The following is a 25869-nucleotide window of genomic DNA, read 5'->3' as shown; positions in this document are numbered from 1 at the left end:
TGCTTATTCCGGAAGAGAACGAGAAGGATCTGGCCGACATCCCCGACAACGTGAAGGAAGGGCTGGAGATCATCCCGGTCAAGCACGTGTCGGAAGTTCTGGAGCGCGCACTGGTGCGCAAACCTGAGCCGATCGAATGGGATGAGGCCGCCGAAGAAGCCGCGGCCGCAGCGGCCAAGGCTTCGGATAACAGTGGACCATCAGCCACGGCGCACTGATCTGAAAACAACGAGAAGGGCGGGGAATAATCCCCGCCCTTTCTGATTCAAAGCCCGATTACAGGTTTTGATGGGTCCAGAACTTCTTCCTCGTCTATGTAGCGCTGGAATTTCTCAGGGGGTAGGGCGGACCGGACTGCGATCCAGAAAATCGTCGATGACAGCAGAGCGCAAAACAAGATGTCCCACCCGAACGGGATCAGGTGCAGCGCGCCGTCTCCGAACTGACCAAGAAACGAGATCAACCCAAGTCCAGCCAGATAGGGCGCGAGCCACAAGGCCTGATTGAGATCCATCTGCTCCAGGCGTCCCCGAAACCGCGCCAAAAGCAGGAGCAGCCCGATCAGAAGGGTGATGCCTAGGCGCCAGACAGTATCCCAGCCGCTCCAGTAGACGATCAGAGTTGCAATCGCAAAGGCCAGCATTCCGACAAAACCAACCGCTGGAACGCGGATCGAACGGGGCCTGTCTGGCAATAGGCTGCGCAGGCATACAACGGCGATGGGGCCGACGGCGAAGGACAGGACGATCGCTGCCCCGTTCAGGGCGATCACCGTCTCAAAGGGAATGGTCAAAAGGAAAAGAGTGCCAATCACGAAGTTGAGCACCAGCGCCCAGATGGGCACGCCAAATGCCGACAGGTGTTGGATGCGCGCAGGCAGAAACCCGTTCTGCGACAGGGCCATCGCGATCCGAGCGTTCGAGCCGGTGGCCACGAGGGCGTTTCCGAACGGTCCGATCACCGAGCCGACGTTTAGGATGCTGATGAACCACAATATCCCAACGGACATTATGACCCCGTCCAAAGGGCCCTCTCCGGCAAAACTCAGCTTGGCCCAGCCCTGCGCCAGCATCTGAGGGTCGAGCGAGCCGATGAAAGCGATCTGCAGGCCCAGATAGATCGCCGCACACATGATGATCGACAATACAAGCGCCGCCGGAATGTCGAATTTCGGGTTTCGCACCTCGCCTGCCATGTCGACCACATGCCTGAACCCGATGAACGAGAAGATTACACCACCGGTCGAAACGGCGGCCATTATTCCCTTGAGCCCATACGGTGCGAACCCCTCGGGCTGCGTGAAGTTCTCGGCATTGAAACTTGAAAGGATCAGCACCACGGACAACAGGATTGGAATGGCCACTTTTGCGCTTGTTATCATTGTGTTGACCCGCGCAAAGAACTTTACGCCAAGCATGTTGATCAGGACGAAGAACACCATGAATGCCAAGGCCACAGCCTGTCCGGGCGCGGTCAGGTCACCAGATGGCGCATGCAGCCAGCGTGCATAGGGTGCGAGGTAGGACAGCATCGCCTCGACCTCGATCGGAGCGGTCGTGTTGTACCCGATCCAGGCAGTCCAACCCATCGTCATGGCGACGATATTGCCGTGTGAAAACTGCGGAACCCGAGCGATCCCTCCGGGGATCGGCAACATGGCAGAGATTTCGGCGAATGTGATGGCCAGAATGAACATTGCGACGGCCCCGATGACCCAGGACAAAACGGCCGCGGGGCCTGCGTGCTGAACGGCCAGAAGCGGCCCGAACAGCCATCCTGAGCCAATGATTCCTCCGACAGATATGAATGTCAGACCCACCAGGCCGATGTCGCGCTTTAGTTCGGCCATGCATGTCCCTGATTGCCATGCCGGTGCTGCACCGGCCCGAACTCAAGGATAGACGCCGAGTCTCATCCGTTTCAAGCGTCGAAAAAGAGAGGGAATGGTGGGTGATAAGAGATTTGAACTCCTGACATCTTCGATGTGAACGAAGCGCTCTACCACTGAGCTAATCACCCGTAGGGCGGCGTCTTACAGTGCTTTTTATCCGGCTGCAAGAGGGGAGATGGCTGGAGTTCTTAACCTCTTCAGGCATGAGGATATCCTGCGCCAAGCTGTGAAATCGACACGGTCATTCTGAGGCGTCGGCTCGTGTTGCAGGTAGTCGTTCCTACGACAAGGCCCCGGAAATCCGGGGCCTTGTCCATTCGAGAATCGCGCCGTTTCTAGAGGATGAAGTCGTCCGCTGTCAGGTCAAGGAGGCCATTCAAGCGGATGACCATCTCGGGCGATTTGTCCCCGTCGGTGTCGATGAAGACCAGGGTCCTGTCCGAAGCCGTTCCGCGAGAATCGATCTGCTTGTAGTAGATCTCACCTTCATCCGCAGTCGAGAACGGCGTCGTTCCGTTGAAGGTGAAAGCATCATCGCCATCCAGAACCGTGCTGGCGTCAATTCCGCTGAGGTCAATCTTGTCCACGCCGACTTCGAAATCGGTGATGACATCCGCCGAGCCTGCGGATTTTGAGCTGTCCTTTATCGTGTTGAACACGAAGGTATCGGCATCGTCGCCACCGGTCAGGAAGTCTTTTCCGGTTCCTCCGGCCAAGATATCTTGACCGGTGCCGCCCAGCAGTTTGTCGGATCCTGTTCCGCCTGTCAGAGTGTCATTTCCTTGACCGCCTTCCAGTGTGTCCCTTCCTTCCAGGCCGTTGAGTGTGTCGTTTCCATCATTACCCTGCAAGATGTTGGCTTTTTTGGACCCGGTTATCTGGTCAGCTTGAGCGGTCCCGGAAACGTTTTCGATGCGTTGCAAAGTGTCAACGCCGTACCCGGTGTCCTGCGCCTCGATATTCGACAGATCAACAGTGGCAGCCCCGGTGCCGAGGAAGCGAATCCAGTCGCTGCCACCACCTCCATCAAGAACATCGTTTCCGTCCGCGTCCTGCGCAAGGATGTTGTCCTTGCCGCCGCCGCCAAGAACCGTATCGGCACCAGTGTCACCAGACAACGTATCGTGGCCACCGCCGCCGCTGAGTGTATCTTCACCCTCGGCGCCGTAGATGGTGTCGGAACCACCGCGACCCTGCAGGACGTTGCCAACCTCGTTTCCGAGGATGGCGTCCCCACCGTTGCCGCCAATCGCGTTCTCGATGACGACAGAATTGGCGATTGTAAAACCGCCGCGAACACCTTCGGCGGATGATACTGCACCTCCGGCGTCGTCCCCCTCGAGGTCGCCGTCGTTCAGGTTGATCGTCACTGAACGCCCGACACCGGCGGCCGAAAGTGTGTCGATTCCGCCAGTATCCCAAATTGAGGTCCAGGCCGTTCCGACCTTGTTCGATCCTTTGATCTTGTACACGTCGTTTTCGGTGTTGTGCTGCTGGGTGCCGTAGATCGCCTGCAGTGCTGCGATGTCCAACGCCATTGGCGAGGCAGTGCCGCCGATATCGTAGTAGTGCAGGGGGAACATTTCGGGGTAACCCGAATTGTAGGACATGATCGTGTAGACGCCCTGATTTTGTCCGTCCGTCCCGAAGTCGTCAAAGGGTTGGGTAACCCCGGGAAAGACCGAGGAAGAACCGCCGTCATCATGGGGGTGAGCTAACCCCATGCCATGTAGAATTTCATGCAGTACCGTCGCGAAGCCTTCACCGCCCTTACGCAAAGCAGCCTTGCTCCACAAAACGGTATCGTACGCAAACAGGCCAAACAGCGCATCCAAACCGAGTGAGCCGGACAGCAGAGGCGTATCGCCCGGCACTTGGTGAAACCCGATCGAACCTCCCAGGGTGTCTTGGGTCACCAAGCCATAAGTCAGGTTCACCTGGTTGATGGTGCCATTGGGCGCGAGAAAGTTTGTCTCGGTGAACTCAATGGGGATGATCGTTTCGATCAGGTCGAATGCTGCCCGAATTGCCGCCTTCATGTACTTTGCAAACGGTTGATCCCCAAGGGTGCCGTCATCAAACGAATATGTAAGCGTTCCAGCCGGGCCTCCGATATTGGTGCTGAGATCCCAGGATGTCCCCCAGATCAATCCGTCTACGTACGTAAGCCCGGTCGGGTTGGCGCCCGGACTGGTTGTATTGGCAATCGACATAGAAAATTATCGCCTTCTTTGGTGTTCAACTGGTTTCAGTATTTTTGGGGCCTCTAGCAGCCCCCTGTTTGCTGCGCGCGATCATGGTGGAGGGTATCGGAAAGTACCATGGAGGAATTCCCGGCCTCTGAATTCTTTCAGGGACTCTTCTCTCGTGGACGTGCCAGAAAGTAAATAGTTCCCAGATGGTTGTGGCTCGATTGGGTCAAGACTTCGGCAAAACCGTGTCGTCAAGTAAACGTCGGGGCAGTGGATAAGTCGGGTCTACACAGCGAGTGGGCTTTCCCCTTCGGTTCGAGCAAGGCTCCTGCGGACAAACCAAAAAGCAATCTTTCAATTCGACAGCCTATGCGGGAGCGCAGTCTGGCAACCGCAATTGAGCACGCTGGCCGGTGGAAAGTCCGGCGAGTGCCGGTTCACGCAACGGTGCGCGCCGGCACTATCCCAAAGGAGCAAGCCAAAGGCACTCGGGAACAAATTTTCCGGTTCGTGCAAAAAACTTGAAAACGCCGCTTGACGATGCCCGGGCGTGGCCATAATACACCCCAACGTTCAGCAATGAACGGGCAGCGGGCGGTTGTAGCTCAGTTGGTTAGAGTACCGGCCTGTCACGCCGGGGGTCGCGGGTTCGAGCCCCGTCAACCGCGCCATCGCTGCCAGCCTTTGATCCGGGCAAACGGATCGACATAGATCCTAATGCGCGGTTGTAGCTCAGTTGGTTAGAGTACCGGCCTGTCACGCCGGGGGTCGCGGGTTCGAGCCCCGTCAACCGCGCCACTTCTCCTCAAAAATCTTTGCGTTCCCTGTGGACACAGGGTTGCTTTTCTGGACAATCGGTCCCGGCAGGTAGCACGCAGTCGGGGTTTTCGATGGTCAGCTTGAACCGCGTCGTCATGGTTCGGGAAAGCAAGAAATGGATACGTAACCTGGGGCCCGAGGCGCTGGACTGCGCCGAAATTTCGGGAAAATGGGGAACGCAGTTCGGATTCCGCAGCCATACCCAGATCTGGCATCGTAAACACGATATCTGCAAAGGCCCGCTGATGGATGAGCGCGCGGAGGTTCGGCAATTCGATCTGATACTCGCCAACCAGGTCTGGGAACATCTTGACCGGCCCTATGAAGCCACTCTGAACGTGCTGGAAATGCTGCGGCCGGGAGGGTGGTTCTGGTTGGCCGTGCCGTTCTTCATCCCTTTCCATGCCGCTCCGCACGACTGTTCGCGTTGGTCGGCGCGGGGATTGCGCAACTTGCTGACCGAATGCGGATTTGATCCGGGAAGTATACAGGCCGCGCAATGGGGCAACCGTCAGGCGGCTTTGCGGAACCTCGAGCAGGTGTGGCCGCCCGTCTATGACCCTGAAACCGACAGTCTGGAAAACGACCCGGATTTTCCGATCTGTGCCTGGGCCATGGCGCGAAAGCCCGAAGACGGGTGAACCAAGTGGAGAAAATCTGCTCGTTCACACTTTGTTCTAACTTTTCGGTTGGAGACTCAGCGTCGCTCGCCTATCTCTAGGACACTTGTGTGTTGGGGGCCTGAATGGCTGAGCTGAAGAATATCGAGGTGCGCGGCGCGCGCGAGCACAACCTGAAAAACATTGACGTGGACATTCCGCGCGATCAGCTGGTTGTCATCACGGGTCTGTCCGGGTCGGGCAAGTCGTCGCTGGCATTCGATACGATCTATGCCGAGGGTCAGCGCCGCTATGTCGAAAGCCTTTCGGCCTATGCGCGCCAGTTTCTGGACATGATGGAAAAGCCCGATGTGGATCACATTAGCGGCCTGTCCCCGGCGATCTCGATCGAGCAGAAGACCACGTCGAAAAACCCACGCTCGACCGTGGGAACGGTGACCGAGATCTATGACTATCTGCGCCTGCTGTTCGCGCGCGCAGGCACGCCCTACAGCCCTGCCACCGGTTTGCCGATCGAAGCCCAGCAGGTTCAGGACATGGTCGATCGGATCATGGCGATGGAGGAGGGCACCCGAGGCTATCTGCTGGCGCCCATCGTTCGCGACCGCAAGGGTGAGTACAAGAAAGAGTTTCTGGAACTGCGCAAGCAGGGGTTCCAGCGCGTCAAGGTCGATGGCCAGTTCTACGAACTGGACGAGCCGCCGACGCTGGACAAGAAGTTCCGCCATGACATCGACGTGGTTGTTGATCGGATCGTCGTGCGCGAGGGGATGGAGACCCGCCTGGCCGACAGCCTGCGCACCGCGCTGGATCTGGCCGATGGCATCGCGATACTGGAGACCGCCCCGCGCGAGGGAGAGCCCGAGCGCATCACGTTTTCCGAGAACTTTGCCTGTCCGGTCAGTGGGTTCACCATCCCCGAGATCGAACCGCGCCTGTTTTCCTTCAACGCGCCCTTTGGGGCTTGCCCGGATTGCGACGGGCTGGGGGTCGAGCTGTTTTTCGATGAACGGCTTGTGGTGCCCGATCAGACCTTGAAACTGTATGACGGCGCACTGGCTCCATGGCGCAAGGGCAAGTCGCCCTATTTCCTGCAGACGATCGAAGCGATCGCGCGCCACTACGAGTTCGACAAGAACACGCCGTGGAAGGACCTTCCGGCGCATGTGCAGCAGGTGTTTCTGCATGGCTCGGGCGATGATGAAATCCAGTTCCGCTATGACGAAGGCGGACGGGTCTATCAGGTGACCCGCAGCTTTGAAGGCGTTATCCCGAACATGGAGCGCCGCTATCGCGAAACCGACAGCGCGTGGATCCGCGAGGAATTCGAACGGTATCAGAACAACCGTCCCTGCCACACTTGCGAGGGCTATCGCCTGCGCCCCGAGGCGTTGGCCGTCAAGATTGCAGGGCTGCATGTCGGTCAGGTGGTCGAAATGTCGATCAAAGAGGCTCTGGCCTGGGTCGAGGACGCGCCGAACCATCTGAGCGCCCAGAAAAACGAGATTGCCCGCGCGATTCTGAAAGAGATCCGTGAGCGGTTGGGGTTTCTGAATAACGTTGGTTTGGAATACCTTACGCTGTCTCGTTCAAGTGGTACCCTGTCAGGCGGCGAAAGCCAGCGCATCCGGCTGGCCAGCCAGATCGGCTCGGGCCTGACCGGCGTGCTTTACGTGCTGGACGAACCCTCGATCGGGTTGCATCAGCGCGACAATGACCGCCTTTTGGGCACGCTGAAGAACCTGCGCGATCAGGGCAACACCGTGATCGTCGTCGAGCATGACGAGGAAGCCATCCGCGAAGCCGACTATGTGTTCGACATCGGCCCCGGTGCCGGCGTGCATGGCGGGCAGGTGGTCAGCCACGGCACGCCCGAGCAGATCGCGGCCGATGCGGCCTCGATTACAGGGCAGTATCTGTCGGGGGTTCGGGAAATTCCGGTGCCCGCCGAGCGGCGCAAGGGGAACAAGAAAAAGGTAACGGTTGTAAAGGCTTCGGGCAACAACCTCAAAGACGTGACGGCCGAGTTTCCGCTGGGCAAGTTCGTCTGCGTGACCGGGGTGTCGGGCGGCGGCAAGTCGACCCTGACGATCGAGACGCTGTTCAAGACCGCCTCGATGCGTCTGAATGGTGCGCGTCAGACGCCTGCGCCCTGCGAAACGATCAAGGGGCTGGAACATCTGGACAAGGTGATCGACATCGACCAGCGGCCCATCGGGCGCACGCCGCGGTCGAACCCGGCCACCTATACCGGCGCCTTCACCCCGATCCGCGACTGGTTCGCCGGGCTGCCCGAAGCCAAGGCGCGGGGCTACAAGCCCGGGCGGTTCAGCTTCAACGTCAAGGGCGGGCGCTGCGAGGCCTGTCAGGGCGACGGGGTCATCAAGATCGAGATGCATTTCCTGCCCGACGTCTATGTCACCTGCGAGACCTGCAAGGGCGCGCGTTACAACCGCGAGACGCTCGAGATCAAGTTCAAGGGCAAGTCCATCGCCGACGTGTTGGACATGACGGTCGAAGACGCGCAGGAGTTCTTCAAGGCCGTACCCTCGATCCGCGACAAGATGGATGCGCTGGCACGCGTGGGGCTGGGCTATATCAAGGTCGGCCAGCAGGCCACGACCCTGTCGGGCGGCGAGGCGCAGCGGGTCAAGCTATCGAAAGAATTGGCAAAACGTTCGACGGGCCGGACCTTGTACATCCTGGACGAGCCCACAACCGGCCTGCATTTCGAAGACGTGCGCAAGCTGTTGGAAGTGCTGCATGAACTGGTCGATCAGGGCAATACTGTCGTCGTGATCGAACACAATCTGGACGTGGTGAAAACCGCCGACTGGATCATCGACATCGGCCCTGAGGGTGGCGATGGCGGCGGCGAGATCGTTGCCGTGGGCGCCCCGGAAAAGGTCGCCGAATGCGAGCGCAGCCACACCGGGCGATACCTCAAGCCGATGCTGAACCCCGAGCGCGTGGCGGCCGAATAGGGCGCCTGCGCGTCAGTACAGAATATCCGCCACCGCGCCGATAAGGTTCAGCACTTTGCGCGTATCGGGGTCGATTCTGTAGACGTAGTCGCCCGCGCGAACGTAGCTGCCGCCACGTTTCAGGCCATAGCGGTACGGATCGTCGATCCAGACATAGTCGCGATCAATCCGGTCTCCGACCTTGTACCAGTTCTTGGCCTGACCGGGCGGGACGCAGGGCACGGCCTTCTTGGCCAACCCGGGCGGGCAATTGGCAACGGATTTTGCGCCCTTCTGCGGGGCCACGCGTTCGACCGAGAACGTGTCCTTGGTCTTTCCTTTGCCTTTGCTGTTGTCAGCCAGTGTCGCGACCGGGGTCAGTGACAGGCCGGCAAGCAGTGCAATATGCATAAGTGTCTTCATGGGCGGTTCCCCTCGGTTCGTCGCGCCGTCATGCCGCGTTTCCCGATATTTTGGAATGACCGCCCGAAGTGCAAGCCCTGGGCGGCGAAATGCCGCCCAAGCTCAGCTGCGGCCGCGCTTTTCGAACCGGGGCAGCATGGCCGAGAAATCCATTCCCTTGCCGTCTTCGGCTTCGACGAGCTGTTCGTAAAGCGCAGTGGCGATCTGGCCCATCGGCGTGTCGGCGTCGGCGCTTTCGGCGGCCTGCTGGCTGAGCCGCAGGTCCTTGAGCATCAGCTCGGCAGCGAAACCGGGCTTGTAGCCGTTGTCCGCAGGTGACTGCGGCCCGACACCGGGGGCGGGGCAATAGGCGTTCATGCTCCAGCTGTAGCCCGACGAGGTGCTGACCACGTCGAACATCTTTTGCCGGTCCAGACCGAGCTTGTCGGCCAAGGCAAAGGCCTCGCAAGTGGCGATCATGGTGACACCCAGGATCATGTTGTTGCAGATCTTGGCGGCCTGACCGGCGCCCGCCGCGCCGCAATGCACCGCCTTCTGGCCCATGATGTCGAACAGCGGGGCCGCCTTGGCAAAGGCCGTGTCCGAGCCGCCGGCCATGAAGGTCAGCGTGCCCGCGGCCGCGCCACCGATTCCGCCCGAAACCGGCGCGTCCACGGCCAGAAGCCCGGCCTGTTCGGCCTGCTCCGCTACGGCGCGGGCGCTGTCCACATCGACGGTCGAACAGTCGATGAACACCGCGCCTTTCTCCATGTGCGGAATGATCTGATCGGCCACCGCGCGCAGAATGTCGCCATTGGGCAGCATGGTGATGACCGCCTCGGCGCCGCGGACCGCATCAGTGGCCGTTTCGGCCTTGGTCACGCCCTCGACCGACACGCCCGCGGTGTCGAACCCGGTCACGTCGTGACCGGCCTTGGCCAGATTGGCCGCCATCGGCGCGCCCATGTTGCCCAGGCCAATGAATCCGATCTTCATGTTTCACTCCTCCTCGAATGTCAGCGTGTCCGCGCCCAGCGGCATCAGCATCCGTGATACCGCCGTGGCCGGCACGTTCATGTCCGCAAACTGCCATTTCGGGTTGCGGTCCTTGTCGATGATCTGCGCCCGGATGCCCTCGAGAAAATCGCCGTGCTCCATCGATCGGAAGGTAAAGCGGTATTCCAGCTCCAGCGCCTTGCGCATGGTCAGGGCGGGGCCGCGCAGGCGGTGCAGCATCTCGATCGTGCAGGCCATGGACAGCGGCGAATTGCGGCCCATCGCCTCAAGCGCCCCGCGGGTGAATTCGGTGTCGCCATTGCGCAGGTCGGTCAGCACGTCGCCCAGGGTTTCCCCACCGAAGAAACGGTCGATGTCGTCCTGCGGCAAGGTGCGGTCCGGGGCAGGGGCGGCGTGTTCGGCCAGCAGGTCGGCTTGGCCCGAGGCCTCGAGCATCTCGATCATGTCGGGCCATTGGTCCTGTGGGATGAAGTGATCGGCGAACCCGGCATAGATCGCGTCGCCCGGACCCATGCGCGCGCCGGTGACGCCCAGATATTCGCCCAACCGCCCCGGCGCCAGCGCCAACAGCAGCGACCCGCCCACATCCGGCACCAGCCCGATCGAGCATTCGGGCATCGTGATCTTCGAGCTTTCGCCGACGATCCGGTGCGTCCCGTGACAGCCGATGCCCACGCCGCCGCCCATGGTAAAGCCTTGCAGGAAGCTGACCACCGGCTTGGGATATTCGAAGATCATCGCGTTCAGACGGTATTCATCGCGCCAGAACTTCTGCCCATAGGCATAGTCGCCCTTGGTGCCCGTTGCGTACAACTCGGCAATATCACCGCCCGCACAAAAGGCCTTGTCGCCCTCAGCATCAAGGATGACCAGATCGACCTCGTCATCCTCGCGCCAATTGCGCAGGGCGGTGTCGATGGCCATGCACATCTCGTAGCTCAGCGCATTCAGCGCCTTGGGCCGGGTCAGGGTGATCCGGCCGGCGCGGCCCGTGGTGCGGATGTCGATATCGGACATGGAAACCTCAGCGATGGGCGAGCAGTTGGCGGGCAACGATCACGCGCATGATCTCATTCGTGCCTTCCAGAATTTGATGCACCCGCAGATCGCGCACAAGCTTTTCGATGCCGTAATCGGCCAGATAGCCGTAACCGCCATGCAGTTGCAGGCACTGATCGACCACTTTCGATCCGGTCTCGGTCACGAATTTCTTGGCCATCGCGCAGAATTTGGTGGCGTCGGGCGCGCCCTGATCCAGCTTCCATGCGGCCTGCCGCAGGAAGGTGCGGGCGGCCTGCAACTCTATCTCCATGTCGGCCAGGCGGAACTGCAGGGCCTGGAACTGGTCGATGGTTTGGCCGAAGGCCTTCCGCTCGGACATGTACTGCAGCGTCATGTCCAGCCCCGCCTGCGCCGCGCCCAGCGAGCATGAGGCGATGTTCAGGCGCCCGCCGTCCAGGCCCATCATCGCGTATTTGAACCCGTCGCCCTCGGTCCCGACAAGGTTCTCGGCCGGGATCTTGCAGTCGTCGAACTGGACCTGCGCGGTGGGCTGGCTTTTCCAGCCCATCTTCTGTTCCAGCGCGCCAAAGCTGAGGCCTGTTGTGCCGTCCTCGACATAGACGGTCGAGATTCCCTTGGGCCCGTCGCCGCCTGTGCGCACCATGCAGACATAGGCGTCGGAATAGCCGCCGCCCGAGATGAAGGCCTTGGTGCCGTTCAGCGTATAGCCCTCGTTGGTGCGCTCGGCCCGCGTCTTGAGCGCCGCCGCGTCGGAACCCGAGCCCGGTTCGGTCAGACAATAGCTGAGCACCGTGTTCAGGCTGAGAACGTCGGGCATGATGCGTGATTTCAATTCATCGCTGGCAAAGCTGTCCAACATCTTGGCGCACATGTTGTGGATCGACAGAAAGGCCGCGACCGAGGGGCAGGCCATCGACAGTGCCTCAAATACCAGCGTGGCGTCGAGACGGGTCAAGCCCGAGCCGCCGCTTTCTTCGGACACGTACAGTCCACCAAAGCCCAGTTCACCGACCTTGGGCCACAGATCCTTGGGGATGGTGCCCTCGGCCTCCCACTGGCGGGCGAAAGGTGCGATCTGTTCTTGCCCGAACGCGTAGGCCATATCGAAAATGGCCGTCTGTTCCTCGGTCAGCGCGAAATCCATGGCCGGTCTCCCCCTTGTGGCGACGTGAATTGAACGACTGTTTATTTATTGCGCAATCCTTACAGAAATTTTTCACGCGGAGCAAACCCCGTGATGCTCATGCGCCGGATTTGGGTGATTGCCAAAAGGCGGTTATGCTGAGCCATTCGTTTTATTGATTGATCGGAGTTGTGGATGTCGAATTACAAGATGGCCGTGGTTGCGATACACGGAATGGGCAGCCAGTCGGTCGGACCGAACCAGCCGTCCTCGGTGCCGACGTTTTCGAGCGACTTGCACGATCGGGTGGGGCGGCAGTTGGGGCAGGACATGAGCAAAGTTGCCTGGCACGAGGTGATCTGGGCGCAAATCCTGCAGGGCCGGCAGATGGACTATCTGAACAGCATAAGCCCCTATACGGGCTATGACCGCACGCGCCGTTTCGTTGTGTGCAACCTGTCTGACGCGGCATCCTATCGCCCGACCCCCGACGGCAGCGACAAGACCTATGCCGCGATCCATGAACGAGTTGCGCAGGTGATACGCATCGTCCGGTTTCAGATCGGCGAGCGCGCGCCCATCCTGATCGTCGCTCATTCCTTGGGTGGGCACATTATGTCGAACTACATCTATGACCTTCAGCGCCATCTGCGCCACGGTGGATTGCCGCAGCATGGCGTTCCGGTGGAGGACATGCAGACTGTAGTCGGGATGGTCACGTTTGGCTGCAACATCCCGATCTTTCTGTTTGCCTATCCCGAACAGGACATCACGCCGATCCAACGCCCCAACCAGGAATTGCCACTGACCCTGCAATTCCATAACTGGTGGCAGAACTATTATGACAAGCACGACGTTCTTGGCTTTCCCCTTGGACCGATCGCGCCCAGCTATGGGCAGCTTGTCGGGACGGGTGTGATCACCGATCAGGCTATTCGGGTCGGGAATATCTTCACCGGATGGAATCCGTTTTCGCACAATGGGTATTGGAAAGCCCGCAGCCTGTATGAGCCCGTGGCCGACCGGATCAGACAGATCCTGAATGCGGTATGAGCGTCACAGATCAGCGTGGAATTCGTCGATCAGGTGTCGGACCACGGCCTGGCCTGGATAGTCGCCATTGGCCAGCGCTTCGGCGTGAACGCGACGCTGTCGCGTGGCCGAGGTGCCGCTCTCGGCGATCTGACGCAAACGGGCCAACTCGGCCATGGTGCCCAATGCTTCGGCATCTTCGGCCAACATGCCCATCAACTCGCCCATCAGGTCGGGCATCGGTTTGATCGAGCGGTCTCCGAAGTCGATCAGACCTTCGCCCACGCCGTAGCGCTGCGCGCGCCAGCGGTTTTCGCCGATCAGGAACCGATCATATTGCCGCCAGCGCAGGTTGCGGTCTTTCAGACGGCAGAGCATTCGGGTCAGTGCCTGCACCATGGCCGCAAGCGACAGCGCGTGTTCCATGCGAGGCTGCACATCCATGATCCGCGTCTCGAGCGTCGGATAGCTGTGCGACGGTCGAAGGTCCCACCAGATCTTCGAGGTATCCTCGATTACGCCCAATTCGACCAGGACACCGGTGGTGCGCTCGTATTCGGACCAGCTGCCAAAAACAGGGGGCAGGCCGGTGCGGGGCAGGTTGTCGAACACCGTCAGGCGATACGAGGACAGCCCGGTATCCTGTCCGTTCCAGAATGGTGATGAGGTTGAAAGCGCCAGGAGGTGGGGCAGAAAATAACATAGTTGCGGCAGGATATCGGCGCGCTGCGCGGGATCGTCCACGCCGACATGCACATGCATCCCGCAGATCAGCATGCGCCGGGCGACACCCCCCAGCGCGTGTTGCAGGTTGTCATACCGCTCTTTTCGCGTGTGGTGCTGGTCTTTCCAATCCGCAAAAGGGTGGCAGGATACAGCGATGGGAGACAGGTTGTGCTCGGCGGCGCGCTTGGCGACACAGGACCGCAGCCGTCTGAGGTCCTCACGCGCGGACTTGACCGTCGTATGCGGGCGGGTTCCAACCTCGATCTGGCATTGCAGGAATTCCGGGCTGACCTGGCCTTCAAAATCCGCCTGGCAGGCCTGCATCAATGCCTCGGGCGCCTGCGCCAGTTGCAAGCTGTCGCGATCGACAAGCAGGTATTCCTCTTCGATGCCGATCGTGAAATCCTGCTGCATGTGCGGGCCTCCCGTTCCCTTTTGGGATCAGTGAATACGGAATCCGCTCTTTTGCCAAGGCTTTGGCGCCATCGACCTTGCGCTGACCCGTGTGCCGACGGTAAGCACCGCAGAAGCCAGACAGATAATCGGAGCCTTATGTCGTGAAACCCAGGAAATTCCCGAAGCTCAATGCATTCTTGGACAGGTTCGGCACACGGTTGATCGACAAGGCCCCCGAGCGGGATGAGCGGGCACGGCTTGAAGCATTCGAGCGGGCAGGCGGCCTGACGCGACCGGCCTATGCCCTGTCACCCGGGATGGAAAGGTTCGATATTGCCGAACTGGTCTCAGAATATACGGTCCATGCCGAAGCACTGGCTGCTTTGAAGGATCCTGAGCGGAACCAGACCGGCTACCGGATCGGCAACGGGTACTACGACAGTCCGGACGCCGACGCTCTGTACTTGATGATCCGACGGTTCAAGCCGAAACGCGTCGTCGAGGTCGGATGTGGAAACTCCACCCGAGTGACCCGGCAAGCTGTTCTAGACGGCGGCTTGGAAACGCGGATCACGGCGATCGACCCGTATCCGCGCGCAGACATCGCGCATGTTGTTGATCAATTCGAACAGAAACGACTGGAAGAGGTCGACGCATCCGTGTTCGATCAGCTCGAGGCCGGAGACGTTCTGTTCATCGACTCGAGCCATGTCGTGCGCATGAGCAATGACGTAGCGCATCTGTTCTGCCGCATCATTCCGAACCTGAAACCGGGCGTCGTGATCCATGTCCACGATGTTTTTTTGCCCTATGAATACCCCAAGCGGTTTTTCTATGACTGCCCGGGTTGGGGCGAGCAGTACATGCTGCACGCTTTGCTGCAATCTGGTTCTTTTTCAATGCTTTGGCCCGGTTTTTACCTTCAGCAGGCGCGCCCCGATGCCGTCGAAGCGTTGCCTTTTCTGACTGAAGGCCGCGCGCAGAGTATTTGGGTTCAGAAGCGGTAAAGCAGATTTTTTCGTGATCCGCTTTTTGAAAGCGCGCGTACCCCTTTCCATATCACGCTGGAGAGGAGACTAAACATGTTCCGTCGTACATTCATGGGTGCCGCAGCCGCCGTCGCACTCGCACTGCCGATGAAAGCCCAAGCCGCAGACATCGTGGACACCGCAGTTTCGGCCGGGTCGTTCAACACGCTGGTTGCCGCTGTTCAGGCCGCCGGTCTGGTGGACACGCTGAAGGGCAAAGGCCCCTACACGGTGTTCGCGCCCACCGATGAAGCGTTCGCCGCTCTGCCCGAGGGTACAGTCGAGACGCTGCTGATGCCCGAAAACAAGGATCAGCTGGTCGCCATCCTGACCTATCACGTTGTGCCGGCTAAAGTGATGTCGGGTGACATCGCTGGTAAGCGGGCCAAGGTTCTGACCGTTCAGGGCGAACGTCTGAGCGTCAATGCCAAGAACGGCGTCAAGGTCGACGGAGCGAATGTCGTTCAGGCCGACATCGAGGCAAGCAACGGCGTCATCCACGTCGTCGACACTGTTCTGATCCCCGAGTAATCAAGACACTCGCCACAAAATCAAAGCCCCGGTCGATCGGCCGGGGCTTTGTCGTTTCAAAGCAGTCTGACTTTTGTTCCGATCTGGACCAGAGGATACAGTTCCTCGACATGCTGGTTGTACAACCCGATGCACCCGGATGAACTTTGGCGTCCGATCTTGCGGGTGTCATGTGTGCCATGCACCAGGTAAGCCGGCCAGGACAGGTACATGGCGCGGGTGCCAAGTGGGTTGCCCGGATCTCCACCTTCCATGCGGATCGGCAGGTTGGGATCGCGCTCGCGCATCGATGCGGTCGGCGTCCAGCTGGGGTTTTCCGCTTTGCGCACGACTTCGGTGTAGCCGCGTTTGGTCAGCTCTTCGCTCATGGGAACCGAGCTGGGGTACAGCTTGTAGGTACCGTCAGGACCCCAGTAATGCACCGCCCGGCTGGTGATGTCTGCCAGCAAGCAGCCCACGCCCAGTTCATCGAAGTGATCCTGCCAGTCCTGCTTGGAAAAGGACGATACGTTGCGGCGAACGGGAAGCTGAGTGCTGATCGCCTCCTCGCTTTGAGGGAAGGCGTCCTGGCTCTGCGCCCGCAACAAGGTCGGCGACGCCAATACGGATGCTACCCCCAAAAGGGCCGAGCGGCGGGAAATTCTGGTTGTCACGATGGCCTCCTGGCGACTGACTGCTCGAATTTTCGGCCAATTTATGCCGGGCAGAGAGGTGAAGCCAGAGGTCGGTGCTGAAATTCTCGTGAACGCAGTCCGGCTTGCGCAGTTTTTTGCCAAGCAGAAGCTGCACAAGGTGACGGTTGGCGGACTGGGTTTGCCTGCGGGCAAAAAGGCCGCCCCAATTTTGGGCGGCCTTTGATCTTTAAGTCAGGGTGTTAGTCCATCGCTTTGAAGTTGAACTCGCCACCTTCCTTGATGCCCGATGGCCAGCGCGACGTCACGGTCTTGGTGCGAGTGTAGAACTTGAAGCTGTCGGGGCCGTGCTGGTTCAGGTCTCCGAACATGGATTTCTTCCAGCCGCCGAAGGTGTGATAGGCCAGCGGTACCGGGATCGGGACGTTGATACCAACCATGCCGATATTGACCCGGCTGGCGAAATCACGGGCGGTGTCGCCGTCGCGGGTGAAGATCGCGGTGCCGTTGCCGTATTCATGGTCCATCGCCAGCTTAAGCGCCTCTTCATACGATCCGGCGCGGACGGTGGACAGGACGGGGCCGAAGATCTCCTGCTTGTAGATGTCCATGTCGGGGGTGACATGGTCGAACAGGTGGGGGCCGACAAAGAAACCGTCTTCATAGCCCTGCAGTTTGAAATCGCGGTTGTCGACCACCAGCTTCGCGCCCTGTTCCACGCCCGAGTTGATCAGGCCCAGGATGCGTTCCTTGGCGGCAGCGGTCACGACCGGCCCCATGTCGACGTCGTCGCCGGCGGTATAGGGACCGACCTTCAGCTTCTCGATGCGCGGCACCAGCTTTTCAATCAGCGCATCGGCGGTTTCCTCGCCCACCGGAACGGCCACCGAAACGGCCATGCAGCGTTCCCCGGCAGCGCCGAAACCGGCGCCCACCAGCGCGTCGGCGGCCTGATCCAGATCGGCGTCGGGCATGACGATCATGTGGTTCTTGGCCCCGCCAAAACACTGGGCACGTTTGCCGTTCGCCGTGGCGCGCGAATAGATGTATTGTGCGATGGGGGTCGAGCCGACGAAGGACACACCCTGAATGATCTCGCTGTCCAGCAAGGTGTCCACGGCTTCCTTGTCGCCGTTGACCACCTGGAACACACCTTTGGGCAGACCGGCCTCGACGAACAGTTCGGCCAGCATCAGCGGTACCGATGGGTCACGTTCCGAGGGCTTCAGCACCACCGCGTTGCCGCAGGCCAGTGCAGGGCCGACATGCCACAAGGGCATCATGGCCGGGAAGTTGAACGGCATGATGGCGGCGACAACGCCCAGCGGCTGGCGCATGGAATACATGTCGATGCCGGGGCCGGCGCTGTCGGTGAATTCACCCTTCAGCATCTGCGGGGCGCCGATGCAGTATTCGATCACTTCTAGCCCGCGCTGCAGGTCGCCTTTGGCGTCGGGCAGGGTCTTGCCGTGCTCGCGGCTCAGCGCTTCGGCCAGCTTTTCCATGTCGCGATGCATCAGGTGGACCATCTGCATCATCACGCGGGCGCGCTTTTGCGGGTTGGTCGCGCCCCATGCGGGCTGGGCTGCAGCGGCGTGTTCGATTGCTGCCGTCGTCTCGGCAGCGCTGGCCATCGGGCATTTGTACTGAACCTCGCCCGTGGCGGGGTTGTAGACGTCGTCAAATCGACCGGATGTGCCGGGCGTGTATTCGCCGTTGATGAAATGGGTCAGGTCTTGCATCGCAAACTCCTCCGCTGAATTTGCGCGCAGCATAGGCTTGCATAAATCTCATGAACAGAGGCAATATCCCAAAAGAGTTTTGCAAAAATGCAGGGGTGGGGATGGATCCGAACTGGGATGACATGCGCGTATTCCTGGCGGTTGCGCGCGAGGAAAGCCTGTCTTCGGCCGGGCGGTTACTAAAGATCGACCCGGCGACAGTGGGGCGGCGGGTTTCCCGGTTGGAAGCAGCACTGAAAGCGCCGCTTTTCACGAAGTCACCGCAGGGCTACGTACTGACCTCCGCCGGAGAGCGACTGTTCGAGCACGCTCAAGGCGCTGAGGAGGCGATGCGCGCAGCGGCTGGCGCGATGGAAGGCGCGACCAAGTCTCTGAGTGGTCAAATCCGGATCGGTGCTCCGGACGGAAGCGCCAACTATCTGCTGCCACAAGTCTGCGCCAAAATCAGCGACTCGAATCCCGACCTGGACATACAGATCCTGGCCTTGCCGCGGATCATCAACCTGTCGCGCCGCGAGGCGGATATGGCCATCACCGTCAGCGCCCCGACGGCCGGCAAGCTGCTGGTGCAAAAGATCAGCGACTACAAGCTGCATATGGTGGCAACAGCCGGCTATCTTTCGCGGCATGGACCCATTCGCTCGGTCGGTGAGCTGAAGGGTCACCGCATGATCGGTTATATCCCGGACATGATCTTCGACCGCGAGCTCGATTATCTCAACGATCTGGGTATTGATCGTGTCCCACTTGCATCAAACTCGGTCTCGGTGCAGTTGCGGCAAGCCTCGCTGGGTACCGGGGTGTGTATCGCGCATGACTTCACGTTGCCATTCCATCCTCAGCTGAAAAAAATTCTGACGGATCAAGTCAGTCTGACGCGCAGCTTTCACCTGGTTCGCCATCAGGGTGATCAACGCAACGAACGGTTGAACCGATTTGCAGAAGCGCTCAGCCGGGGAATTCGCGACGAAGTTGCGCGGCTGGAAGCCGAAGCCCAAGCTTGACAGGTTGATCTAATCGGGCAACGCTTTGGAAAACGGGAAAATTATTTCGGAGGTATTGCCCATGCTTGTACAGGCCATTCTGAAGTCCAAGTCGACGGACGGGGTTGTGACGGTGGCGCCTTCGATGACCGTGTCCGAGGCGGCAAAGATTCTGGCCGATAAGCGCATTGGTACGGTGATCGTATCGGAGGACGATGGCGAAACCGCAGCCGGCATCCTCTCGGAACGCGATATCGTGCGGGAATTGGCCGCTAGTGGCAGCGGGTGCCTGACACAGCCGGTCAGCGCCTACATGACCAAGAAACTGGTGACCGCCACCCAACAGGACAAGGTGCAGGACGTTCTCGCTCGCATGACCGAAGGTCGGTTCCGCCACATGCCGATTGTCGAAGATGGCAAACTGATTGGGATCGTCACTCTGGGCGACGTCGTAAAAGCGCAATTGTCCGAACTGGCCATGGAAAAAGATGCCCTGCAGGGCATGATCATGGGGCACTAGCCCCATCTGACGGCATTGCGGCCTCTTGCAGCTGCGGAAAACTTGTGTTTGCTTGCGCAGAAATTTTATTGCTCAGGAGGGCGCGATGCGGGTTGGATTATATCCGGGAACCTTTGACCCCATCACCATGGGTCATATAGATATCATCCGCCGGGCAGCCATGCTGGTCGACAAGCTGGTGATTGGCGTCGCGATCAACCGCGACAAGGGTCCGTTGTTCTCGCTCGAAGAGCGGGTGGCCATGATTGAGGCGGAATGCGCCTACCTGACCGAACAGACCGGCACTGAAATTGTTGCGCATCCGTTCGAAAACCTGCTGATAGACTGCGCCCGGGACGTAGGGGCGCAGATCATCGTACGCGGCCTGCGTGCTGTTGCCGATTTCGAATATGAATTTCAGATGGTTGGGATGAACCGGGCGCTCGACGATTCGATCGAGACCGTGTTCCTGATGGCCGAAGCTCGACACCAGGCGATCGCCTCGAAGCTGGTCAAGGAAATCGCCCGGCTGGGTGGGGACGTGTCGAAATTCGTCACGCCCCAGGTCAATATCGCGCTGAAAGAGCGGTTAGGCTAGGGCGCCCATCGCGGCAGCGGTGTCCAGCATCCGGTTCGAGAAACCCCACTCATTGTCGTACCAGGCCAGAACGCGAACCAGCGTGCCGTCGGTCACTTTGGTTTCGGCCAGCGACACGGTCGAGCTGTGGGAATCGTGGTTGAAATCGATCGAGATCAACGGGCGGGTTTCCGCGGCCAGAACGGTCGGGATCTTGGCCGCTGCCTCGGTGAACAGGGCGTTGACCTCGTCTTCGGTGGTGGGGCGCGATACCTCGACCACGAGATCGACGACCGAGACGTTGGGGGTGGGAACCCGGATCGCTTGACCGGTCAGCTTGCCCTGCAGTTGCGGCAGAACCAGCCCCACAGCCGAGGCGGCGCCAGTGGTGGTCGGGATCATTGACAGGGCAGCCGCGCGCGACAGGTACGGGTCCTTGCCGGCGGTGTCATGCACCGGCTGGCTGGCGGTATAGGCGTGTACCGTGGTCATGTTGCCGTGCACGATACCCAGGCCAGCATCCAGCGCGGCAGCGACCGGCGACAGGCAGTTGGTGGTGCAGGATGCGTTGGAAACCACGGTGTCGGCGGCGGTCAGCTCGTGGTCGTTCACGCCGAACACCACGGTTTTAACCTCGCCATCCCCGCGCGCCGGCGCCGAGATCAGAACCTTTTTCGCGCCGTTCTTGAAATGGCGAGATGCAGCTTCGCGCGTGCGGAACACGCCGGTGCATTCCAGAACCACGTCGACGTCCGACCAATCAAGCGCCTCGGGGTCGCGCTCGCTGGTCAACCGGATCGGGCCGGCGCCTACGTCCAGCCCGGCCTCGGTCAGGGTGACCGGCTTGGTGTAGCGGCCATGCACGCTGTCGAACTCAAACAAATGCGCATTCATTTCAGGCTTGGCGAGGTCGTTGATCGCGACGATCTGCACATCCGTACGACCGCTTTCCATCAGGCCGCGCAGGACACCGCGCCCGATCCGTCCAAATCCGTTGATTGCAAGTTTGAGTGTCATGTCGCGCTCCGTCTGAATGGCCGCTAAGCCGCGATTGAAATCAGTTAGCGCTAACAAAGGCAGTAAGGCGAAAATGTCAAGCAAAACCTCTGTCAGCGCCAGAACGCGACCCAGTCGAGAAAGTCGTAGAACTTCTTGCCGAGGAACAGGAGGTGCTCGGTTCCAAACAGCGCGAAATCCAGCATCAGACCACCAAGGATGAGGACTCCCAGCCAGATCGCGATTTGGTTTGTCATTGCTGCTCCGAACAAAAAAGCCCGCCCAGATAACCTGAGCGGGCGACGCGGTTCAAGCGGTCTTGATGAGATCAGTTAAGCCGTCCCATGGCGACGGCCACATCGGCCATGCGTACTGAGAAGCCCCATTCGTTGTCGTACCACGCCAGCACGCGAACCATACGGCCGTCCACGACGCGGGTCTGGTCGGGCGCGAAGATCGAGCTTTCCTCGGTGTGGTTGAAATCGGTCGACACCAGGGGGGCGGGTTCATAGCCCAGGACGCGCTGCATCGGCCCCTTGGCGGCCTCGGCGACGATGGCGTTGACTTCGTCGACGGTCACTTCGCGCGCGGCGCGGAAGGTCAGGTCGACGGCGGACACGTTCGGCGTGGGCACGCGAATGGCCGAACCGTCCAGGCGCCCCTTGAGGTTCGGCAGAACCTCGCCCAGCGCCTTGGCGGCACCGGTGCTGGTGGGGATCATCGACATGGCGGCGGCGCGGGCGCGGTACAGGTCGCTGTGGCGGCGGTCCAGCGTGGGCTGGTCGCCGGTATAGGCGTGGATCGTGGTCATGATGCCGTTTTCGATGCCGATGCCTTCGTCCAGAACCTTGGCAAGCGGGGCAAGGCAATTCGTGGTGCACGAGCCATTCGACACCATCCTGTCGTTGGCGGTCAGGCTGTTGTGGTTGACGCCGAACACGATCGTTTTGTCCACGTTCTTGCCCGGAGCCGACAGCAGAACCTTTTGAGCGCCACGTTCAAGGTGTGTTTTCGCCTTCAGCCCGTCGTTGAACTTGCCGGTGCATTCCAGAACGACGTCACAGCCTTCCCAGTCCAGCTCGTTCATGTCGTAGGTCGAGAACATCTGCATCGGCCCGCGACCCAGGTCCATCGTGTTGCCGCTGATCGAGACGTCGCGCGGAAAGCGGCCGTGGATGCTGTCGTATTTCAGCAGATGCGCCGAGGTTTCAAGCGGTCCGGTGGCGTTGACCTTGATCACTTCGATGTCGTTGCGGCCTGACGCGGCAATGTGCGACAGGGTACAGCGGCCGATGCGGCCAAAACCATTGATGCCGACCTTGATGGTCATGTGACGTCTCCAAATCCGCTTGTGTTCCGGGCGATATAGCGATGATCGGTCCATCTAAAAAGATAGAAAATACCATATTTGCAATGTGTTAGCGCAAACTTGGTGTGGTTGCGCTAACGCTTGCGCTAGCTGTCGGATCGGTTAGGGTCCAAAGTGCGACGGATGAACGGAAAGGATGCGGTATGAGCGGTTTGCTGGCCCTGTTGGACGATGTGGCGGGAATCGCCAAAGTGGCGGCGGCCTCGGTCGACGATGTGGCGGCGGCGGCCGGCAAGGCGGGGGCCAAGACAGCGGGCGTGATCATCGACGACGCGGCCGTCACGCCGAAATACGTCCAAGGGTTTGCTCCAGCGCGCGAGTTGCCGATCATCTGGCGCATCGCGCGCGGGTCGATGTTCAACAAGGTCATTCTGCTGCTGCCTGTGGCGCTGTTGCTGGCGAACTTCGCGCCGTGGCTGATAACGCCCTTGCTGATGATCGGCGGGTCATACCTGTGTTTCGAGGGCGCCGAGAAGATTTTTCACGTGCTGTTCCCGCATGGCAGCCACGTGATCGAAGAAGACATGAGTGTGCGCGATCCGGGTCATCTGGAGGAGCAGAAGATCAAGGGCGCGATCAAGACCGATTTCATCCTGTCCGCCGAAATCATGACCATCGCTCTTTCTGCCATCGAGGCCCCGAATGTCTGGATGCAGGCCGCAACGCTGGCTGTGGTGGGGATCGGTGTTACGGTGGCCGTCTACGGCTCGGTCGCGTTGATCGTCAAAATGGATGATGTCGGGCTTTATCTCGCCAAGAACGCGCCGACACCGATTGGCCGCGGGCTGGGTCGCGGGCTGGTCAAGGCGATGCCAAAGGTCATGAAGACCCTGTCAGTCGTGGGCACGGCGGCGATGCTGTGGGTCGGCGGCTCGATCATGATCCATGGGCTTGAGGTGCTGGGCTTTGGCTGGCTCGGCCACCACATCCACGATTGGGCTTATGCGGCCGGTCATGCCGTGTCCGATCAATGGGCCGGCGCGGTGGAGTGGATCAGCAAGGCTGCGATGGACGGCGTGTTCGGGCTGGCCTGGGGGTTCGTTCTGATCCCGTTGGCGACCAAGGTCATCGCACCGCTGTGGCCCAAAAAGGCAGAGCAGACAGCCGACCATTGAGGCCCAAAAGAAAAGGGCGGCACGATGGCCGCCCTTTGATTGCTCGGATCGGCTGGATCAGCCCAGCAATTCCTTGACCTTGGCAACCGTCGCCTCGGCGGTGATGCCGAAATGCTTGTACAGTTCGCCTGCGGGAGCGGACGCGCCAAAGCTCGACATGCCGATGAAACCGGCCTTGGCCTCGCGGCCACGCTCGCCCAGCAGCCAGCGGTCCCAGCCGCCGGCACGGACGGCGGCCTCGATACCGACGCGGACGGGGCCGGCGGGCAGGACCTTCTTGCGATAGGCTTCGTCCTGCTCGGCGAACAGCTCCATGCAGGGCATCGAAACGACGCGGGTGCCGATCCCTTCGGCCTCGAGCATCGCCTTGGCCTCCATGGCCAGCGACACCTCGGACCCGGTGGCGATCAGGATCGCCTGACGCTTGCCCTCGGCCTCGGCCAGAACATAGGCGCCCTGGGCGGTCAGGTTCTTGGCCTTGTGCTGAGTGCGCAAGGTCGGAACGCCCTGACGGGTCAGCGACAGAACCGAGGGGCTGTCCTTGAAGGTCAGCGCCAGTTCCCAGGCCTCGGCGGTCTCGACGGTGTCGGCGGGGCGGAACACATAGGTGTTCGGCGTCGCGCGCGAGATCGCCAGATGCTCGACCGGTTGGTGCGTCGGGCCGTCTTCGCCCAAACCGATCGAGTCATGGGTCATCACGAAAACGCTGGGGATCTTCATCAGAGCGGCCAGACGCATCGACGGACGCGCATAGTCGGTGAAGGCCATGAAGGTGCCGCCATAGGGGCGGATGCCGCCATGCAGCGCCATGCCGTTCATCGCCGCGGCCATGCCGTGTTCACGGATGCCGTAGTGGATATAGCGGCCCTTGCGGTTTTCCGGCAAGAACACGCCCATATCGGCTGATTTGGTGTTGTTCGACCCGGTCAGGTCCGCCGAACCGCCGACCGTCTCGGTCATGATCGGGTTCACGACGTTCAGCACCTTTTCCGACGAGGCGCGGGTGGCCAGCTTGGGTTGATCCTCGGAAACCTGCTTTTTGAATGCACGGATGGCGCCAGCCAGCTTCTTCGGCGCCTCGAACGCGTAGGCGCGGTTGAACTCGGCCTGCTTGCGCTCGGACAGTTGGGCAAAACGTTCTTCCCACGCCTTCCGTTCCATTGCGCCACGCGCGCCGATTGCTTCCCACGCGGATTTCACCTCGGTCGGAATTTCGAACGGTCCGTGCGGCCAGCCATATGCATCCTTGGCGGCCTGCAGCTGTTCGGCATCCGTCAATGCGCCGTGACCTTTCGAGGTATCCTGCGCGGCATGCCCCAGCGCGATGTGGCTTTCGCAGGCGATCATGGTCGGTTTCTTCGACGCTTTTGCCTGCACAATCGCCGCATCGATGGCCTTGGGGTCGTGGCCGTCAATCTCGATCACATGCCAGCCCGAAGCGGCGAACCGGCGCACCTGATCAGTACGGTCGGCAATATCCACGGTGCCGTCGATGGTGATGTTGTTGTTGTCCCAGAACACGATCAGCTTGCTGAGCTCGTGCCGACCGGCCAAGGTGATGGCCTCCTGGCTGACACCTTCCATCAGGCAGCCGTCACCGGCGATCACATAGGTGTAGTGGTCGACAACCTTTTTGCCGTAATGGGCCCGCTGGATTTCTTCGGCCATCGCAAAACCGACGGCGTTGGCAATTCCTTGCCCAAGAGGACCGGTGGTGGTTTCAACACCATCAATCAGGAAGTTTTCCGGGTGGCCGGCGGTCTTCGCGCCCAGTTGGCGGAAGTTCTTGATCTCGTCCAGAGTAACTGCGCTGTAGCCCGTCAGGTAGAGCAGGGAATAGATCAGCATCGAGCCATGGCCGGCCGACAGGATGAACCGGTCGCGGTCGGGCCAGTTTGGGGCCGAGGCGTCGAATTTCAGGTGTTTTTCAAACAACACGGTCGCGACGTCGGCCATGCCCATCGGCATTCCGGAATGGCCGGAATTGGCGGCGGCGACAGCATCAAGGGTCAGGGTGCGAATGGCCGCAGCCTTCGCCCAGTGTTCAGGGTTGGCATTGCGCAGCGCAGTCAGGTCCACGGGTGTTGTTCCTTTGGATTACGGCAGATTGCGGGCTGAATACCATCCACCCCCCAAAGTGCAAGCGGAACCCGGCGCGGCGCATTGCCATCGCTTCAAGAGTGTTGCTCAAGC

Annotated in this window: 24 protein-coding genes and 3 tRNA genes; 13 read left to right on the top strand and 14 right to left on the bottom strand. The window is 60.4% G+C overall.

The window, feature by feature from the left end; all coding sequences use genetic code 11:
* The coding region (locus tag AC2FM5_RS00800; RefSeq protein ID WP_496733340.1) for a S16 family serine protease at window positions 1–218 on the top strand (218 nt) is incomplete at its 5' end.
* 47 nt (window positions 219–265) lie between these two features.
* Here the strand turns inward: AC2FM5_RS00800 and AC2FM5_RS00795 are convergent.
* The 3 genes from AC2FM5_RS00795 to AC2FM5_RS00785 form a co-directional block, all read right to left on the bottom strand.
* Window positions 266–1849 (bottom strand): APC family permease, encoded by a 1584-nt coding sequence (locus AC2FM5_RS00795; RefSeq protein ID WP_496733338.1) that lies wholly within the window; start codon window positions 1847–1849, stop codon window positions 266–268.
* A gap of 95 nt (window positions 1850–1944) precedes the next feature.
* Window positions 1945–2019 (bottom strand) — tRNA-Val (locus AC2FM5_RS00790).
* 207 nt (window positions 2020–2226) lie between these two features.
* Window positions 2227–3930: a M10 family metallopeptidase C-terminal domain-containing protein gene (locus tag AC2FM5_RS00785; protein ID WP_496733336.1), complete on the bottom strand. Its 1704-nt coding sequence runs from the start codon at window positions 3928–3930 to the stop codon at window positions 2227–2229.
* A gap of 747 nt (window positions 3931–4677) precedes the next feature.
* Between AC2FM5_RS00785 and AC2FM5_RS00780 the strand changes: the two genes are divergently transcribed.
* From AC2FM5_RS00780 to uvrA, 4 genes are all read left to right on the top strand, one after another.
* A tRNA-Asp gene (locus AC2FM5_RS00780) sits at window positions 4678–4754 on the top strand.
* Window positions 4755–4804: 50 nt separating this feature from the next.
* A tRNA-Asp gene (locus tag AC2FM5_RS00775) sits at window positions 4805–4881 on the top strand.
* A 92-nt stretch (window positions 4882–4973) separates the two neighbouring features.
* On the top strand, window positions 4974–5543 hold the full coding sequence (locus AC2FM5_RS00770) for a methyltransferase domain-containing protein (RefSeq protein ID WP_496733334.1): 570 nt from the start codon (window positions 4974–4976) through the stop codon (window positions 5541–5543).
* 104 nt (window positions 5544–5647) lie between these two features.
* The gene (gene uvrA / locus AC2FM5_RS00765; protein WP_170389963.1) at window positions 5648–8506 is read left to right on the top strand and encodes an excinuclease ABC subunit UvrA; all 2859 of its coding nucleotides are present in this window, start codon (window positions 5648–5650) and stop codon (window positions 8504–8506) included.
* 12 nt (window positions 8507–8518) lie between these two features.
* Here uvrA and AC2FM5_RS00760 read toward each other — a convergent pair whose 3' ends face one another.
* From AC2FM5_RS00760 to AC2FM5_RS00745, 4 genes are all read right to left on the bottom strand, one after another.
* Window positions 8519–8908, bottom strand: a complete 390-nt coding sequence (locus AC2FM5_RS00760) for a hypothetical protein (protein WP_496733331.1) — start codon at window positions 8906–8908, stop codon at window positions 8519–8521.
* Between the two features lie 102 nt (window positions 8909–9010).
* On the bottom strand, window positions 9011–9883 hold the full coding sequence (gene mmsB / locus AC2FM5_RS00755) for a 3-hydroxyisobutyrate dehydrogenase (RefSeq protein ID WP_496733329.1): 873 nt from the start codon (window positions 9881–9883) through the stop codon (window positions 9011–9013).
* Between the two features lie 3 nt (window positions 9884–9886).
* A complete protein-coding gene (locus tag AC2FM5_RS00750) occupies window positions 9887–10921 on the bottom strand; it encodes an enoyl-CoA hydratase/isomerase family protein (protein ID WP_496733327.1) in 1035 nt (344 codons plus the stop codon).
* Between the two features lie 7 nt (window positions 10922–10928).
* Window positions 10929–12071, bottom strand: coding sequence for an acyl-CoA dehydrogenase family protein (locus AC2FM5_RS00745; RefSeq protein ID WP_496733325.1), 1143 nt, complete (start codon window positions 12069–12071; stop codon window positions 10929–10931).
* A gap of 174 nt (window positions 12072–12245) precedes the next feature.
* Between AC2FM5_RS00745 and AC2FM5_RS00740 the strand changes: the two genes are divergently transcribed.
* Window positions 12246–13103, top strand: coding sequence for a hypothetical protein (locus AC2FM5_RS00740; protein ID WP_496733323.1), 858 nt, complete (start codon window positions 12246–12248; stop codon window positions 13101–13103).
* A gap of 3 nt (window positions 13104–13106) precedes the next feature.
* On the opposite strand, the gene AC2FM5_RS00735 is transcribed toward AC2FM5_RS00740, so the two are convergent.
* The gene (locus AC2FM5_RS00735; protein WP_496733321.1) at window positions 13107–14222 is read right to left on the bottom strand and encodes a carboxylate-amine ligase; all 1116 of its coding nucleotides are present in this window, start codon (window positions 14220–14222) and stop codon (window positions 13107–13109) included.
* Window positions 14223–14365: 143 nt separating this feature from the next.
* Here AC2FM5_RS00735 and AC2FM5_RS00730 point away from each other — a divergent pair, with 143 nt between their 5' ends.
* A complete protein-coding gene (locus tag AC2FM5_RS00730; RefSeq protein WP_480635881.1) occupies window positions 14366–15211 on the top strand; it encodes a class I SAM-dependent methyltransferase in 846 nt (281 codons plus the stop codon).
* Between the two features lie 75 nt (window positions 15212–15286).
* A complete protein-coding gene (locus AC2FM5_RS00725; RefSeq protein ID WP_170338788.1) occupies window positions 15287–15763 on the top strand; it encodes a fasciclin domain-containing protein in 477 nt (158 codons plus the stop codon).
* A gap of 56 nt (window positions 15764–15819) precedes the next feature.
* Here the strand turns inward: AC2FM5_RS00725 and AC2FM5_RS00720 are convergent, their stop codons facing one another.
* Window positions 15820–16416, bottom strand: coding sequence for a L,D-transpeptidase (locus AC2FM5_RS00720; RefSeq protein WP_409233613.1), 597 nt, complete (start codon window positions 16414–16416; stop codon window positions 15820–15822).
* A gap of 1 nt (window position 16417) precedes the next feature.
* Between AC2FM5_RS00720 and AC2FM5_RS00715 the strand changes: the two genes are divergently transcribed.
* A complete protein-coding gene (locus AC2FM5_RS00715) occupies window positions 16418–16621 on the top strand; it encodes a hypothetical protein (RefSeq protein ID WP_170356934.1) in 204 nt (67 codons plus the stop codon).
* A gap of 16 nt (window positions 16622–16637) precedes the next feature.
* Here the strand turns inward: AC2FM5_RS00715 and AC2FM5_RS00710 are convergent, their stop codons facing one another.
* Window positions 16638–18137 carry a CoA-acylating methylmalonate-semialdehyde dehydrogenase gene (locus AC2FM5_RS00710; RefSeq protein WP_170357673.1) on the bottom strand — a complete coding sequence of 500 codons (1500 nt, stop codon included), beginning with the start codon at window positions 18135–18137 and terminating at the stop codon, window positions 16638–16640.
* Between the two features lie 101 nt (window positions 18138–18238).
* Here AC2FM5_RS00710 and AC2FM5_RS00705 point away from each other — a divergent pair, with 101 nt between their 5' ends.
* The 3 genes from AC2FM5_RS00705 (at window position 18239) to coaD (ending at window position 20217) form a co-directional block, all read left to right on the top strand.
* On the top strand, window positions 18239–19141 hold the full coding sequence (locus AC2FM5_RS00705; RefSeq protein WP_170419025.1) for a LysR family transcriptional regulator: 903 nt from the start codon (window positions 18239–18241) through the stop codon (window positions 19139–19141).
* 61 nt (window positions 19142–19202) lie between these two features.
* Window positions 19203–19640: a CBS domain-containing protein gene (locus AC2FM5_RS00700; RefSeq protein WP_170367047.1), complete on the top strand. Its 438-nt coding sequence runs from the start codon at window positions 19203–19205 to the stop codon at window positions 19638–19640.
* Between the two features lie 85 nt (window positions 19641–19725).
* On the top strand, window positions 19726–20217 hold the full coding sequence (gene coaD / locus AC2FM5_RS00695; protein ID WP_093961954.1) for a pantetheine-phosphate adenylyltransferase: 492 nt from the start codon (window positions 19726–19728) through the stop codon (window positions 20215–20217).
* On the opposite strand, the gene gap (AC2FM5_RS00690) is transcribed toward coaD, so the two are convergent.
* The 3 genes from gap (AC2FM5_RS00690) to gap (AC2FM5_RS00680) form a co-directional block, all read right to left on the bottom strand.
* Window positions 20209–21213 carry a type I glyceraldehyde-3-phosphate dehydrogenase gene (gene gap / locus AC2FM5_RS00690; RefSeq protein ID WP_170357677.1) on the bottom strand — a complete coding sequence of 335 codons (1005 nt, stop codon included), beginning with the start codon at window positions 21211–21213 and terminating at the stop codon, window positions 20209–20211. The genes coaD and gap (AC2FM5_RS00690) overlap by 9 nt on opposite strands.
* A 92-nt stretch (window positions 21214–21305) precedes the next feature.
* Window positions 21306–21449, bottom strand: coding sequence for a hypothetical protein (locus tag AC2FM5_RS00685; RefSeq protein ID WP_170338780.1), 144 nt, complete (start codon window positions 21447–21449; stop codon window positions 21306–21308).
* 71 nt (window positions 21450–21520) lie between these two features.
* Complete coding sequence (gene gap / locus AC2FM5_RS00680) at window positions 21521–22522, bottom strand: type I glyceraldehyde-3-phosphate dehydrogenase (RefSeq protein ID WP_170339356.1); 1002 nt, start codon at window positions 22520–22522, stop codon at window positions 21521–21523.
* Between the two features lie 182 nt (window positions 22523–22704).
* Here gap (AC2FM5_RS00680) and AC2FM5_RS00675 point away from each other — a divergent pair, with 182 nt between their 5' ends.
* On the top strand, window positions 22705–23676 hold the full coding sequence (locus AC2FM5_RS00675; protein WP_170439347.1) for a DUF808 domain-containing protein: 972 nt from the start codon (window positions 22705–22707) through the stop codon (window positions 23674–23676).
* Between the two features lie 57 nt (window positions 23677–23733).
* On the opposite strand, the gene tkt is transcribed toward AC2FM5_RS00675, so the two are convergent.
* The gene (tkt, locus tag AC2FM5_RS00670; protein WP_170371292.1) at window positions 23734–25755 is read right to left on the bottom strand and encodes a transketolase; all 2022 of its coding nucleotides are present in this window, start codon (window positions 25753–25755) and stop codon (window positions 23734–23736) included.
* Window positions 25756–25869 lie beyond the last annotated feature (114 nt).

The sequence above is a fragment of the Ruegeria sp. BHSA162 genome, assembly GCF_059613385.1.
The sequence above is the reverse complement of the archived record's forward strand: the minus strand, read 5'-3'. Positions and strand labels throughout refer to the sequence as shown.

Excerpts from the sequence above, each read along its gene's own strand:
- AC2FM5_RS00795 (WP_496733338.1), bottom strand. The coding sequence starts at position 1,849 with ATGGCCGAACTAAAGCGCGACATCGGCCTGGTGGGTCTGACATTCATA.
- AC2FM5_RS00785 (WP_496733336.1), bottom strand. The coding sequence starts at position 3,930 with ATGAAGGCGGCAATTCGGGCAGCATTCGACCTGATCGAAACGATCATC.
- AC2FM5_RS00770 (WP_496733334.1), top strand. The coding sequence starts at position 4,974 with ATGGTCAGCTTGAACCGCGTCGTCATGGTTCGGGAAAGCAAGAAATGG.
- uvrA (WP_170389963.1), top strand. The coding sequence starts at position 5,648 with ATGGCTGAGCTGAAGAATATCGAGGTGCGCGGCGCGCGCGAGCACAAC.
- AC2FM5_RS00760 (WP_496733331.1), bottom strand. The coding sequence starts at position 8,908 with ATGAAGACACTTATGCATATTGCACTGCTTGCCGGCCTGTCACTGACC.
- mmsB (WP_496733329.1), bottom strand. The coding sequence starts at position 9,883 with ATGAAGATCGGATTCATTGGCCTGGGCAACATGGGCGCGCCGATGGCG.
- AC2FM5_RS00750 (WP_496733327.1), bottom strand. The coding sequence starts at position 10,921 with ATGTCCGATATCGACATCCGCACCACGGGCCGCGCCGGCCGGATCACC.
- AC2FM5_RS00745 (WP_496733325.1), bottom strand. The coding sequence starts at position 12,071 with ATGGATTTCGCGCTGACCGAGGAACAGACGGCCATTTTCGATATGGCC.
- AC2FM5_RS00740 (WP_496733323.1), top strand. The coding sequence starts at position 12,246 with ATGTCGAATTACAAGATGGCCGTGGTTGCGATACACGGAATGGGCAGC.
- AC2FM5_RS00735 (WP_496733321.1), bottom strand. The coding sequence starts at position 14,222 with ATGCAGCAGGATTTCACGATCGGCATCGAAGAGGAATACCTGCTTGTC.
- AC2FM5_RS00725 (WP_170338788.1), top strand. The coding sequence starts at position 15,287 with ATGTTCCGTCGTACATTCATGGGTGCCGCAGCCGCCGTCGCACTCGCA.
- AC2FM5_RS00715 (WP_170356934.1), top strand. The coding sequence starts at position 16,418 with ATGGCCTCCTGGCGACTGACTGCTCGAATTTTCGGCCAATTTATGCCG.
- AC2FM5_RS00710 (WP_170357673.1), bottom strand. The coding sequence starts at position 18,137 with ATGCAAGACCTGACCCATTTCATCAACGGCGAATACACGCCCGGCACA.
- AC2FM5_RS00705 (WP_170419025.1), top strand. The coding sequence starts at position 18,239 with ATGGATCCGAACTGGGATGACATGCGCGTATTCCTGGCGGTTGCGCGC.
- AC2FM5_RS00700 (WP_170367047.1), top strand. The coding sequence starts at position 19,203 with ATGCTTGTACAGGCCATTCTGAAGTCCAAGTCGACGGACGGGGTTGTG.
- coaD (WP_093961954.1), top strand. The coding sequence starts at position 19,726 with ATGCGGGTTGGATTATATCCGGGAACCTTTGACCCCATCACCATGGGT.
- gap (WP_170357677.1), bottom strand. The coding sequence starts at position 21,213 with ATGACACTCAAACTTGCAATCAACGGATTTGGACGGATCGGGCGCGGT.
- AC2FM5_RS00685 (WP_170338780.1), bottom strand. The coding sequence starts at position 21,449 with ATGACAAACCAAATCGCGATCTGGCTGGGAGTCCTCATCCTTGGTGGT.
- gap (WP_170339356.1), bottom strand. The coding sequence starts at position 22,522 with ATGACCATCAAGGTCGGCATCAATGGTTTTGGCCGCATCGGCCGCTGT.
- AC2FM5_RS00675 (WP_170439347.1), top strand. The coding sequence starts at position 22,705 with ATGAGCGGTTTGCTGGCCCTGTTGGACGATGTGGCGGGAATCGCCAAA.